Annotated in this window: 15 protein-coding genes; 12 read left to right on the top strand and 3 right to left on the bottom strand. The window is 49.7% G+C overall.

Annotation, left to right across the window (positions count from 1 at the left end; all coding sequences use genetic code 11):
* Positions 1 to 305: 305 nt before the first annotated feature.
* Positions 306 to 590 (bottom strand): hypothetical protein, encoded by a 285-nt coding sequence (locus Q7V06_RS04485; RefSeq protein ID WP_304838725.1) that lies wholly within the window; start codon positions 588 to 590, stop codon positions 306 to 308.
* A gap of 174 nt (positions 591 to 764) precedes the next feature.
* Here Q7V06_RS04485 and Q7V06_RS04480 point away from each other — a divergent pair, with 174 nt between their 5' ends.
* From Q7V06_RS04480 to Q7V06_RS04440, 9 genes are all read left to right on the top strand, one after another.
* Complete coding sequence (locus Q7V06_RS04480) at positions 765 to 902, top strand: rubredoxin (RefSeq protein WP_304838721.1); 138 nt, start codon at positions 765 to 767, stop codon at positions 900 to 902.
* A gap of 7 nt (positions 903 to 909) precedes the next feature.
* Positions 910 to 2,088 (top strand): FprA family A-type flavoprotein, encoded by a 1,179-nt coding sequence (locus tag Q7V06_RS04475; RefSeq protein WP_304838718.1) that lies wholly within the window; start codon positions 910 to 912, stop codon positions 2,086 to 2,088.
* Between the two features lie 54 nt (positions 2,089 to 2,142).
* Positions 2,143 to 2,520, top strand: coding sequence for a desulfoferrodoxin (locus Q7V06_RS04470; RefSeq protein ID WP_304838714.1), 378 nt, complete (start codon positions 2,143 to 2,145; stop codon positions 2,518 to 2,520).
* 283 nt (positions 2,521 to 2,803) lie between these two features.
* Positions 2,804 to 3,397 carry a PH domain-containing protein gene (locus Q7V06_RS04465; protein ID WP_304838711.1) on the top strand — a complete coding sequence of 198 codons (594 nt, stop codon included), beginning with the start codon at positions 2,804 to 2,806 and terminating at the stop codon, positions 3,395 to 3,397.
* Positions 3,398 to 3,461: 64 nt separating this feature from the next.
* Positions 3,462 to 3,599, top strand: coding sequence for a hypothetical protein (locus Q7V06_RS04460; RefSeq protein WP_304838708.1), 138 nt, complete (start codon positions 3,462 to 3,464; stop codon positions 3,597 to 3,599).
* A complete protein-coding gene (locus Q7V06_RS04455; RefSeq protein WP_304838705.1) occupies positions 3,592 to 4,662 on the top strand; it encodes a radical SAM/SPASM domain-containing protein in 1,071 nt (356 codons plus the stop codon). The genes Q7V06_RS04460 and Q7V06_RS04455 overlap by 8 nt, the downstream gene beginning before the upstream one ends.
* The gene (locus Q7V06_RS04450; RefSeq protein WP_304838701.1) at positions 4,629 to 5,165 is read left to right on the top strand and encodes an AsnC family transcriptional regulator; all 537 of its coding nucleotides are present in this window, start codon (positions 4,629 to 4,631) and stop codon (positions 5,163 to 5,165) included. Before Q7V06_RS04455 ends, Q7V06_RS04450 begins: the two co-directional genes overlap by 34 nt.
* Entirely contained in the window at positions 5,149 to 5,631 is a 483-nt protein-coding gene (locus tag Q7V06_RS04445; protein ID WP_304838698.1) for an Lrp/AsnC family transcriptional regulator, read from the top strand. Before Q7V06_RS04450 ends, Q7V06_RS04445 begins: the two co-directional genes overlap by 17 nt.
* A 17-nt stretch (positions 5,632 to 5,648) precedes the next feature.
* Positions 5,649 to 6,818: a radical SAM/SPASM domain-containing protein gene (locus Q7V06_RS04440; RefSeq protein ID WP_304838694.1), complete on the top strand. Its 1,170-nt coding sequence runs from the start codon at positions 5,649 to 5,651 to the stop codon at positions 6,816 to 6,818.
* On the opposite strand, the gene Q7V06_RS04435 is transcribed toward Q7V06_RS04440, so the two are convergent.
* Both Q7V06_RS04435 and Q7V06_RS04430 read right to left on the bottom strand, forming a co-directional pair.
* Positions 6,815 to 9,943, bottom strand: coding sequence for an AAA family ATPase (locus tag Q7V06_RS04435; RefSeq protein WP_304838690.1), 3,129 nt, complete (start codon positions 9,941 to 9,943; stop codon positions 6,815 to 6,817). The two genes, Q7V06_RS04440 and Q7V06_RS04435, sit on opposite strands and share 4 nt — an antisense overlap.
* Positions 9,940 to 11,217: a DNA repair exonuclease gene (locus Q7V06_RS04430; RefSeq protein WP_304838687.1), complete on the bottom strand. Its 1,278-nt coding sequence runs from the start codon at positions 11,215 to 11,217 to the stop codon at positions 9,940 to 9,942. The genes Q7V06_RS04435 and Q7V06_RS04430 overlap by 4 nt, the downstream gene beginning before the upstream one ends.
* 125 nt (positions 11,218 to 11,342) lie before the next feature.
* Here Q7V06_RS04430 and Q7V06_RS04425 point away from each other — a divergent pair, with 125 nt between their 5' ends.
* The 3 genes from Q7V06_RS04425 to Q7V06_RS04415 all read left to right on the top strand — a co-directional run.
* Positions 11,343 to 12,005 carry a hypothetical protein gene (locus Q7V06_RS04425; protein WP_304838683.1) on the top strand — a complete coding sequence of 221 codons (663 nt, stop codon included), beginning with the start codon at positions 11,343 to 11,345 and terminating at the stop codon, positions 12,003 to 12,005.
* Complete coding sequence (locus tag Q7V06_RS04420) at positions 11,999 to 12,586, top strand: hypothetical protein (RefSeq protein ID WP_304838680.1); 588 nt, start codon at positions 11,999 to 12,001, stop codon at positions 12,584 to 12,586. Before Q7V06_RS04425 ends, Q7V06_RS04420 begins: the two co-directional genes overlap by 7 nt.
* Before the next feature lie 40 nt (positions 12,587 to 12,626).
* A partial coding sequence (locus Q7V06_RS04415; RefSeq protein WP_304838677.1) for a hypothetical protein occupies positions 12,627 to 13,017 on the top strand: 391 nt, incomplete at its 3' end.

Here is a 13,017-nt window from a genome sequence, read left to right as displayed (position 1 = left end):
AATTTGAATTTAAGAGATAATTGTTGTTGCAGGAATCAAAATACCTCCATTTTAGCTCTAACTATTTTGGAGCCAGGTTTCGTTGCTGGTTAGTTCCACTTTTTTATTTATTTGCCCTATTCTTCGCCTAATTTGAATTTAAGAGATAATTGTTGTTGCAGGAATCAAAATACCTCCATTTTAGCTCTAACTATTTTGGAGCCAGGTTTCGTTGCTGGTTAGTTCCACTTTTTTATTTATTTGCCCTAAGAGAAAAGGGCAATTGACAGTCTGATTGGAATTTCCGGAAGATTCTTTGTTCATGGTTAGTTCAGGCCGGTCTCGGGCCTTAAGAAAACAACCGCCAATAAAACTGTAAATATATGCCTCTTCTGGTTCATTGGTGACACAGGAGGATAATGATCACCGACACAACAGAACGCGGTCTCAAACGACTGATCTGCACAGCACTCACCGGCGCTCCATGATACACGGGAGGTATCGTCGGAGAACGTCCGGCAGCATATGCATCCTGATGGGTCTGTGGTGATCCGAATAATTATCTCCGGAGATACTGCGTGGATATTGAAAAACTCCGCATCTTTCTTCATGCAACTCAGCCGGTGGATGGCAGACACCATATTCGGGCTGACTTATGAGGAAAGGGCAACAGGATAGAAAAGTTACGGCATTCTCTACCTGTCACGTCCGGTCCGGAAAACCCCATCCCCGATCAAAACCATTATCCTTCTTTTCAGCCATTGAGATAGCAAAGGAGGAGAGTTATGGATTCATGGAAATGCACCATATGCGGACACGTCTATATTTCAGAGAAGGAAACTACAAAATTTGAAGAACTCCCCGAGGACTGGGTCTGCCCGGTTTGTGCAGCACGAAAAGCCCTCTTCGTGAAGAAGGAGTGAGAGTACATTGGTTGTTAGAAAGATAAAAGACGGAATCTCCTGGATCGGTGCAATCGACTGGGACCGGCGTCTCTTCGACTCACTTGTCCCGACACCGAAAGGAACGAGCTATAATGCCTACCTGATTCGCGGGAGCGAAAAGACTGCCCTCCTCGATACCGTGGACGAAACGATGGAGATGGACCTGATCACGAACCTGATGACAGAGAATGTCGATAAGCTCGATTACATCGTCATCCACCATGCCGAACAGGATCATACCAGCTGCCTCCCGCTCGTCCTTGACCTCTATCCAACAGCAGTCATTGTGACAAATGCAAAATGCAAGGAGCTTCTCATTGAGTTCTTCGGAATCGATGAAGGACGTTTTACGGTTATTGAAGACGGAGAAACCCTGGATCTCGGCGGTAAAACACTTCAGTTCATACTGGCACCCTGGGTCCACTGGCCTGACACGATGTTCACCTATATCCCTGAAGATAAGATCATCTTCACAACCGACTTCCTCGGGTCGCATCTTGCAACATCGGATCTCTTCATAAACGACCCTGAAAGGCTCTATGAGTCGGCAAAAAGGTACTATGCAGAGATCATGATGCCATTTGCAGGCAGCATCCCTGCATACCTTGACAAGATTGAAAGCCTGAATGTTGACATAATCGCTCCAAGCCATGGCCCTCTCTATGATAACCCGGACCTGATCCTCGGTTATTACCGGCAGTGGGCGGCGGGTGCACCGAAGAACACCGCGGTGATCGCGTATGTCTCGATGCATGGAAGCACAAAGAAGATGGTTGATATCCTCTCAAACGCACTCGTCGGAGAAGGAGTTCATGTCGAGCGGTTCAACCTCGCAGAGAGCGACACCGGACTGCTCGCAATGGCACTTGTCGAGGCGAAGACGATCATCATCGCCACCCCGACCGTCCTCTTCGGCGCCCATCCGCTTGCAGTCTATGCAGCATATCTGACAGCTGCCATTAAACCAAAGGCAAAGTATGCAACGGTGATCGGATCGTTTGGCTGGGGCGGAAAGACCGTGAAGCAGATCAGTGATATGATCGCCCCCCTGAAATGTGAGATGATCGAGCCCGTCTATGTGAAGGGTCAGGCGGTCGAGAAGGATATCACCGCATTAAAACAGCTCGCAAAGACGATTACAACAAAACATGCAGAATCAAATTAATCAACATACCTCATCTTTTATTAAGTTGAAGAGTCCACATGCGCTTGATCGATTATGACCAACGTACATGAGATCTACAAATGTGGTGTCTGTGGAAACATCACCGGGGTGATGCATAATGGCAACGGCAAACTCGTCTGCTGCGGAAAAGAGATGCAGCTCCTAACTGAGCAGACAGCAGACGTGACGACTGAAAAACATGTGCCGATCATCAAAAAGTCCGGAAAAGGCTACACCGTCACCGTCGGCTCAACCCCTCACCCGATGGAGCCGAACCATTATGTCGAATGGATCGAACTCCAGACAAAGAACGGAGTCTGCATGGCATTTTTAAAGCCCGGGATGGCACCAACAGCGTACTTTGAGACCGACGACGAGCCGGTGAAGGCAAGAGAGTTCTGCAATATCCATCTGCTCTGGGCAGATCGGTGATAATGCTCTTTCAGTTACCTTTTTTTCTCACTCACATTGTATTTCATCTTGTTCAGGCAGGGAGACCCCCTGCGCAAGCGGGGGTAGTTGACGAAGGAATAGAAAGACTACATCATCCATAAAGAGTGTTGTCGCTCCAAAGATCTCAGATCACCCTGATACAACACCATCACTTGAGGAGCGATTCATGCGAGTACTTGTACCAGGACCTCTGAGCAGATAGACCAGGCATAGTATCCACCATCCCAAAACCTCTATATCCCTCATCTTCCAGTACTCTCTTATGACATCTCAACCCTACCGGATCAACGAGACCTTCTCTCCCGATCCCGCACTGGCGAAGTATTACTATCTCACCTTCGCAATCGTCCTCATCATCGCTCTTCCCTTCTGCCTCGGCATGATAGCAGTCGCCGGAGAGATCGCTGGTATCCTCATCGCCATCCCGATCATCGCTATCCTCGCCTTCACCCTCTACTGGCTCCCCCTCTACTACCGGTCGATCCGCTACGAACTGACACAGACCGAGATCACCTGGAGACGCGGGGTCTGGTTCCGGCAGAACGCGATCGTCCCATACTCACGGATCACAAATGTTGATATCGTACAAGGACCGGTGATGCGGCTCTTTGGGATATCCTCACTCAGGATTCAGACAGCAGGGTACTCGGCACAGCCGAATGCCGAACTGAGGCTTGACGGCATCACCGACCCCGAGACGCTCAGGGAGCTGATCATGGGATTTGTCAGGTCAGGTCCTGGAATCGCTACAGAATCGGGAGGAGCGGGGATTCAACAGCCATCAAATGATCCGCTTCTTGAAGAGATTAGACAGATCAGAACCATATTAGAACGAATTGATAAGAAAACCCGGTGAATCCAAAACGATATGATAACATTTATATTACACCTATCTTACACAAGAGAGATAGTGAGAAGATATGGCAAATAAGACCCTGACAACGAACCAGGGAGTGCCGGTTGCCATGAAAGAGATTTCGAAACGTATGGTAGGCAACCTGACACAGGCTGATCAGAAATCTGGAAAACATGTCACAAAGGAAATGAAACTTGCATAGATCAGAGGCACCACCCCGCCTCATCTCCTGGAACATCACACTCCGCTGCCCACTGAAATGTGCCCACTGTTATGTGGACGCAGGGGAGCACGAAGCAGAGGGTGTTCTATCGACAGAAGAGGCGAAGGTGGTCATCGACCAGATCGCAGAAGTCGGAAGGCCGATCGTCGTTCTGAGCGGGGGAGAACCACTCGAAAGAGAGGATACCTGCGAGATAGCACGGTATGGAACAGAGAGGGGACTCCGTATGGTGATGGGCACTTCAGGATATCTCCTCGACCACAAGATGGCAGAACACCTGAAGACCGCCGGGATTTCGGCAGTGGCAATCAGCCTCGACTCAACAGACCCGGTGATCCATGATACCTTCCGGGGTGTACATGGAGCATGGGAAAAAGCCGTGTCGGCGATCGATCACTGCCATGCAGCAGGTATAAGGGTTCAGATCAATATGACGGTGGTTCAGCCGAAGAGTGAGAATATTGATTCCGTAATCCGTTTTGGGACCAGAAGAGGAGTGAAAGACTTTCATCTCTTCTTCCCGGTGCATACCGGGCGGGGAGAAACAATCAACCTCATGACCCCTGAAGCGTATGAAGCCCTGATCCGTCATCTGCTCACCCGATATCAGGGGAGCGGCATCAACATCCGCCCAACCTGTGCACCCCAGTTCCGGCGGATAGCAGATGAACTCGGGGTGCATAATGCCGCATGGGGACGCGGATGCCTCGCCGGGATCACATACTGCCGGATCTATGCAACAGGTATCGTTACACCCTGCCCCTATCTCCCGGTGGCAGCAGGAGATCTCAGGACAACCAGTTTCAAAGAGATCTGGTATGCATCTGATCTCTTCATAGCACTCAGAAATCCGGATAATCTCACCGGAAAATGCGGTCACTGCACATATAAAACAGTCTGTGGAGGGTGCCGTGCCCGTGCATATCAGGGGCATGCAGACACCCGGTGGTGTGATGGTCTGATGAAACCACAACCCCTCAATGGAGAGATCTTTGCCGAAGATCCCTGGTGTTTCCACCAGCCGGGCGGGGTGATACAATAAACCCGGACAATGAAGTTGATCGAATCGATCTCCTCATCCTTGATGCCCTTCAGGATGACCTCCCCCTCGTCCCAAAACCCTGGAAGCTGATCGCAGATGGAATCGGCATCTCCGAATTGGAATGCATACAAAGGATCTCACGTCTGATAGAGGGTGATATCATCAGGAACATCTCACCCATCTTTGAATCCCGAAGATTTGGATTGAGAGCAGGCACCCTCATCGCTCTCTCAGTTCCCGAGGATCAAGTCTACCAGGTCGTTGAGATCATTAACAGCTATCCCGAGATCTCACACAACTACAGACGGGATCATCACTACAATATATGGTTCACAATATCCGGGCGTAAAGAAGAAGAGAACCATTCGATTTCTTGTGAGATATGCAGGAGAGCAGGTATATCAGAAGAGAATATGATCGCTCTTCCTACAATCAGGTCATATAAGATCGATGTCCGGTTCTCCTGCATCCCTGAAGAGGAGGAGCATGAAGCAGACAGATAGAGAGCTCTTAAGAGAGCTGGAGAGAGGCATCCCCGTTTCAGAAAGACCATTTTTAGAGATCGGAGAACGGCTTGGCATCACAGAAGATGAGGTGATCTCCAGCATCAGCCATTTCAAAGATGAAGGGATTATCAGAAAGATCCGGGCACGGATCAACCAGAGAAGAATAGGAATTAACGCAAATGCACTCGTTGCATGGTCTGTTCCACCAGATTGGGATGGATTTTTGAGGCTGTCATCTCTTCCCGGCGTCTCCCACTGTTATCTCAGGAAGCCGGTCAGGGGAAGATGGGACTATAATGTCTATACCGTTCATCATAACCATGAAAGAGACGAAGTCTATGAGAACGTCGATTCATTTGCCAGGAGTGAAGGGATCACAGACTTCATCGTCCTCTTCAGCACCGAAGAGTTCAAACGCGTTCCTGCGGTCAGAATCGATGAAAATGGAGATGGATTGATTTGAACCGGATTACACAATGTATGCATGGAAAAGGAACAGTGAGTGGCATGATGCATCATCGCCATGCAGGAGATGAGCCGGTTCCAGGTAAATATCTCGCCTTTTTATCCAGGTACAGACCGGTCATCTTCTGGAACCTCACCGACCGGTGCAATCTGAACTGTACTCATTGCTACAGCAGGTCAGGTCCCAAAAACGGTGCTGATGGTGAATTATCAACAGAAGAGGCGATTCATTTCATCGATGACCTCGCCGAAATGAAGGTGCCGCTCATACTCCTGACAGGGGGGGAGCCACTCCTCCGCGAAGATATCTGGGACCTGGCATCCCACGCAGAGAGAAGAGGCATCATGACCGCTCTCTCTACAAACGGCACCCTGATCACACCTGAGATCGCAAATAGGATCAAAGAGAGCGGGATCGGATATGCAGGGATATCCCTCGATGGAGCGGTTGCTGCCACACATAACAGGTTCCGTGGATCTCCTGATGCTTTTGAGCGAACAATTGCAGCCTTTGCTCACTGTAGAGATGCAGGTATCAAAACGGGAGTTCGGGTAACGCTGACGAAAGAAAATTATTCAGAACTCCCATCACTCATCGACCTTGCAGAAGAGATCGGTGCAACACGGTTCTGTCTGTACTGGCTCGTCCCAACAGGCCGTGGACTTGATGCTTACAACCGTCTTCAGCTCTCAGGTGACGAAGCATCAGCTGCACTCACCCTTCTCTATGAAAGAGCAAAAGAGACCGACCCAAAAACAATGGAATTTCTTACCGTTGATGCACCTCAGGATGCAATCCATCTACTTGCTTCAATGAAAGATGATCAGGCAGAAGATCTCGCCGAGGCAGAAGAACTCATAGCCTCATTACATGGGGGATGTAGTGCGGGTACGAAGGTAGCAAACATCGATCCGAGAGGCAATGTCTATCCCTGCCAGTTCGCACGGTCCGACGAACTGCTCGTCGGAAACATCAGGGAACAACCATTCAGGGATATCTGGGATACAGATGATAATCAGGTCCTGACACTATTCCGGAGAAAACCGCCTCTGTTAACCGGCAGATGTGGGGAGTGCAACCACAAGGCACTCTGCGGGGGCGGCTGCCGTATCCGTGCACTCAGGATCTGCGGGGATATCCATGCGGAAGACCCCTTCTGTTTCTTACGAGAAGGAGAGGATTAACCCTCCCCGATCTCTATCCTGACTGCACCCGGCACCAGATCGATCAACTCATCTGCTGTTTCGGGATGGCAGGTGAAGTAGAGCACCTGGCATGTATCACCAAGATCACCGATAGCACGACATGCCTGTCTCCTCCGTTCAGAATCAAAGTTCACCATGATATCATCAAAGATGAGTGGTATTGGAACCGATGTATCTGCATAGTCTTTGATATACCCAAACCTGAGTGCAAGGTAGAGTTGTTCGGCTGTTCCGCGTGAGAGTTCATCAGTCTTCTTTCTGGCACCACTCTCTTCTTCGACATACAGATCAGATCCGTCAAGCGGCATCACAATCCTGGTATACTGTCCGTTTGTGAACCCTGAAAAGAAATGGCCCGCTTCTCTGAGGATATTTGGCTGCCTGTCCCGTTCGAAATGCTCGACGGCTTCAGAGAGGATGGCAGATGCCGCTTTAAAGACCGCCCACTTTCGGTTAAGCTGATTAAGCTCTTCAAGAAGACCTGCTTCACGGGAGAGAAGTGGGGAGAGGGTTTGATCTTCTTCAATCTGACGCTTCGCAAGACCGAGTTCCCCCTGCATCCTCTGAATCTCAGCCAGCCTTGAGAGGAGCCCTGAAAGTTCCTCCTCCATTTCAGTTCTATATGAGGGTGAGAGGATCGGATCATATTCAGGAAGTGCTCTTCTGATCGCCTCGTACCTGTTCAGACCGCTGATCCTCCTGATCTCTTCGGTTGAAATACGGATGGATTCTTCAAGCTTCTGCCGCTCACGGGAGAGACGCTCCATCCGGCGGAGATCAGCTGGATCAAGAGCATCAAAGTCTGATAGGAATGTTAAAAGTCGCTCCTCTGCCTGATTGAAGAGGATAAGAGATTCATCATACTCCCTCTGCTTCCTCCCGGATGCAGACCGTATCGTTTCCATGGTCCGCCTCTTCTCCTCTTCTGAGTTAAGAAGCGATACAAGTTCTTCCAATCCAAAATCAGGTGATTTTTGAGAGGAGAGAGAACAATGATCCAGAAGAGCCCGGACCTTTTCTTCGAAATCAGCAATTTCATCCGAGATTCTCATCTGATCTTCTTTCATGCCTAATATCTCTGACCTGAGACGGCAGGCTTTTTCGACCGCTGTGAAGAGATCAGGGAGGAGATCGGGATTCATCAATGCAGGAATACCACGATCTTCGCACCAGTTCTGCCAGGCGGAAGAGGCGGCATCATGGTTTAAACGGGCAGCCTTTGCCGTCTCTTCTGCCAGACTCAATGCTGACGCAGCAGCATCGGCACGAAGACGGGCAGAGGCACTATCCTCCTCAAGTACTGCTGCTTTTTCAGCACTGCTGAGCTGATCCAGAAGAGCATGAACGATCTCATCTGCCCGGCTTCGTGAAGGAGCAGGGTCACTGCCAAGATCCGATGAAAGAGCGGCAATCATTTTGTTCAGTCTGCTCTTCTCTTCAAGAGCAACCCTCTTCTGATCACCGATCCGTTGATGATCAACGGTATATTCATCTTTCTTTGGATCAGTCTCTGTATGCCGCTTCTGTCCACGAATTGTGACAAATATACCTGCGGCTGAGATGAAGAGGATAAGAGCCAGAATCCCTGCGATATCAAGCCTTCCTGTCACAAGACCTGAACCGAGCGCGATCGAGGCTGAGATAAGGACAAGGAAACCCGGCCAGGTTGGAAATGCCGTTGGAGCAAGGGATCTGATGATCTCATCTGTTCGTGCCTCTTCAAGAGAGAGGGAGTTGATCCGCTGATCGAGTTCATACAGATCCTGCACAGCCCCCTTCAATTCTCTCGATTTGGATAACCAGGATCTCACAGTAGCCGGAGTTTGGACCAATCCCAGCTGATCACGACGGTTCAAAAGGGCTGTCAGATGCTCCTGCCGCTCTTCAGAATCATGAGACGCATGCCGAAGAGAAGATTCGGCATCAGATAGGAGATGGGAGGTTTCGGCAACACGGGATCGGATACGTGCTGCTTCATCACGGGCCGCTACAGAGAGATCAAATCCGGAGATCATCTCCTCGTTCCACCCATCACCAAGGACCAGCCGTGTCTCCTGAAGGAGTGTCGTATGATGGGAGATTCTGCGGTTAAGATCAAACAGATCTCTAAGATCTGCACGATACCGATCAACTCCCCGCTCAAGGTCACGAATCTGATCCGAGGCAGAGAGGAGAGTACCTCTCAGTTCGATCGCTGAACATTCTTTTTCCAGACCCTCAATATCCCGTCTGAGACCATCACAGAGTTCTCCTGACTTCTCAACTCCGACCTCCATCCGGGTAAGTGTTTCAAGCAGATCCTCAGGATATACCGGCAGAACGGGGATCTCCCGGAGTGACTGTCGTGCAATCTGTTCAGCCGCATACACATCCCATGCCTGTGCAAGTGCTTTCATCCATGCGATCTCTTCAGAGATGAACGCCTGCTTCTTCTGAAAGGAGATCCGCTCTTCTTCAAGAAGATCCGCTTCACGGGTGATCCGGTCATATTGCTGCTGCATCGCCTCTGCGGACCTGATCTTTTCCCGGATAGAACGGAGATCATGGACCAGAAGATTAACCTTCTTCTGCTTTCCACGGGGGATGAAGATATCATCAGCCGATGCGGAGAGGAGAGATTCTACATCCCTGACCGGAAGGTTACCAGATCCTGCAAGGGCAAGCCGGTCCCGTATCTCACTTCGGTTCAGGTTGGCGAAATCGGAGAGATCAGAGAGGCCTATCGCACAGACGGTTTCATAGAAGGCGGAGTCAAGCGGCCCGGTGAGAGATCGGAATGTTGCAGATGATACGGGAGAACCTTCAGCCAGGGTAAGAAGAGGAGCGCCCCGCACTCCATTCCGGGTCAGCGAGTAGTTCGTTCCATCAATACCCTCGATATCCAGCCTGCCTCCGTGAGATCCACCGTTCAATGGACGGTAGTGGTTGATATTCCTTCTTCCATCAGGAAAGCCAAAGAGCATCCTCCTGATGAAGGCGAGCAGAGTCGTCTTACCTGCCTCATTTGGCCCCGTGATCACCGTAAGCCGGTCTCCAAAGGTGATTGCCGGTCTCCAGTCATGAAACCTTCCAAATCCATCGATATAGAGGGATCGGATCTTCATGCCGTCTCCTCCGGAGTGAGGAGTGAGAGGAGGAGGGCTTCTGCTTCAGATACAATCTCCTGAACCTGAAGGTCATCAAAAGATGAGAGATCAGATCCGACAGAAGAGTCAGAAATACCCTGGATCTCTTTCTTTAAAAGGGCGAATATACCTTCACCAGGAACAGCTACATCACCTATCCGGCAGATCTCTCCAAGGAGGTCTTCACGACTTTTGATCTCGTCACGATCAATCTTTGGCAGAGTTTTTTGGATGATCTGATCGATATGAATACTTGCTTCTCCGACCGGAGAATCTTCTCTGAATCGTTTTATAAGCGCCTCAATTCCCCCTCTTCCGGTAAGGGTTGCATGTATGCCAGTTATACCGGTCAGGATCACCCGGCAGATGAGAGCACAGTTCAGATCTTTCTGAGCTTCAGGGAGGCGGAGGCGAATCAGCTCTTCAATACCCCCGATATCATTTATTCCCGTGATATCAACAGATATCTCCTTGAAAATATACCGGGCTGTCGGGTGGTGTGTCACCTCTGTGCTTCCATCAACACCGACTCTGACGAGGCAGCAACCCCGCCACCCGGTCTCACCCATATCCCGCCCCTGAGGATTGCCGGGATAGATGATCCGTGTTCCATCATAAGAGAGATCAGCAGGTTTATGGATATGACCAAGGGCGAAGTAGTCGTATCCAAGGGAGATCAGATCTCCCCTGCTGCAGGGGGCATACGGGTGATGCCCTTCCATCCCCCCGACTGTGCAGTGAAGAAGCCCGATGGTATACGGCCAGTCCCGTTCCCGTTTTGGAAACCTGAGTGCAAGGTTCTCTGTTACGGAAGCTGTCGGAAAACTCATGCCGATGATCCTTGCAATCGGCTGATCCCGCATATGGTCGATCACTTCGGGTTCCCTGGATGAGGAGATATGTACCGTATCCGGGAGCGTAACGGATCTCGCCCATCCATCATCCGGGTCATGGTTGCCATGGACAATATAGGCTGAGATCCCCTTCTCACCAAGACGCTTCAACCCGGCAGCAAACTGGAGCTGCGCCTGGATATTATTGTCTTTGTTGTCATAGATGTCACCAGAGATGAGGAGGAAGTCCACCTTCTCCTCGATAGAGAGGCGTATGATCTCCTGCCAGGCATCATAGGTCGAGAACGGGAGTGCTTCATCATCCATGCCAGCGGGGGTGATGATCCTGCTTCCCAGATGGAGATCAGCGGTATGAACAAAACTGAAAGAAGTGTTTGGATCCCTTGATAAACGCCCCATACTCCTTCATTATGTGAGAAGAGGTTATAAGTTTGGTGAAATACCTATCACGATTTATTTTGACAGACAGAGAGAATTCAGATAAGAAGAAAAAGTTTTTTCAGATATCAACAGAACATTCCACTATGACACAGCAAACATACAAAGGACACTGCCTCATCGGGGATGTCGAAACAACCAAACGAAAGGCAAAGAATGAATGCATCCGCCAGCTCACAAAAGAGCGGGATGCAGACTCAAACACAGAGTCATGGATGGTCATGTTTCAGGGGAGATATAAACCGGAATACTGGATCATCCTCCTTATTAAGAAGGATGCAACACTGAAGTCGATCGATAGAACATTGAGGGATCTCTGGCTTGAGTGTTGCGACCACCTTTCTCTCTTCACAATCTGTGGACATAGATTTCGATCCGGCCAGGATTGGGATGGGGAAGATGATCAGATGGATGTGAAAATAAACAGGATATTTGCGGTCGGTCTCACCGGAGAGCATATCTATGATTTCGGCTCAACCACATACCTTACCTTCAAAGTGCTCGATCTCGTTTTATACGAACCGAGAGGTTTGAATGGGATCGAACTCATCGCCCAAAATGATCAGCCTGATATCCGCTGTTCCGTCTGCGGACAAAAAGCAACGTTAATCTGGCCGGAATATACATCTGATGAGTTTTTCTTCTGTCAGGAGTGTTTTGAAGAACGTGATTATGACGAAGAGATGTCACTGCCGGTCGTTAATTCACCACGCAGTGGTGTCTGCGGATACTGTGGGGATGATTGGTAGAATTGTATACACAGTCAACTCTCCTGGAACGGGGATGGACAAAGAAACTGATCGCAGACTTTGCACCAGAGCCGGATGCAGTGAAAACAAATCCTTTCTTTAAAAAAGCAGCACCGATGAAGCTCTATGCAGAAGATCGAATCACACAGATCGAGCAGTCAGACGAGTTCATCAACGCTTTCCATACGGCAAAAGGGAGGAAGAAGGCTGCGCAAAAGGCTGTATATACCAAGAAGACGGCTCTCCTCAATCTCATTGATCAGATAGAGATCCGGATCGCAGATGATCCAAATATTCAGAACCATGCGATCGCCTCCTATAATGACTTCCATGAGGAGATGGGACATTATGATTATGAACCGGCCAGAAAAACCTCTGATTTCCATTTTCTTGAGCGTATAACGGTCAATTATGCCAGACACAACCTGACCAGGTACGATAGTCTGATCGATCAACTCTATAGAAAAGTAGGAAAACAGGAGGCCTATCGTCTCCTGAAGAGGCGCACCCTCGAGGCAATTGCGAGGAGATATCCGTCTCTTGATGAAGAGTGCAGGCGGCAGGCTGATCCCATAGGTTGAGAGGGGTACTACCATAATCTGCCAGAACCCATATCTCCTTATGGTCAGACTGAACCCGGAGAACACAACCATCCTTTTTTTCGACCTTGAAGCGTATGTACCGGAGCCGTTGCGAAGACGACCAAGGATCGCCTCTCTTGCTGCAAACCCCCATTTGCCGGGAGTCTACCTCATCGGAGGCGTCTTCTGCCGCTGTAACCCGTTTCAGATGGAGAAGAGAGAGGTTAAAGAACACTGGATCTGGGAGACAGGCTCTGAGAAAGAACTTCTCAGATCGATCTATTCTCTCTTTCGGGAGAGCTGGGAGTCACTCACTGGAAAGAAGAGGGATGAAGCCGATCTGATCCTTACAGGGATCGGCATCTCAACCTTTGATATCCCCTTCCTCTACTCACGTGCACTACTTCATTCGATAGCACCTGCAGAAGATC

The sequence above is a fragment of the Methanocalculus sp. genome (genome assembly GCF_030651615.1).
In the GTDB taxonomy this organism is placed as follows: domain Archaea; phylum Halobacteriota; class Methanomicrobia; order Methanomicrobiales; family Methanocorpusculaceae; genus Methanocalculus.
Note: the sequence above shows the minus strand (reverse complement) of the source record. Positions and strands in the feature narration are given on the sequence as shown.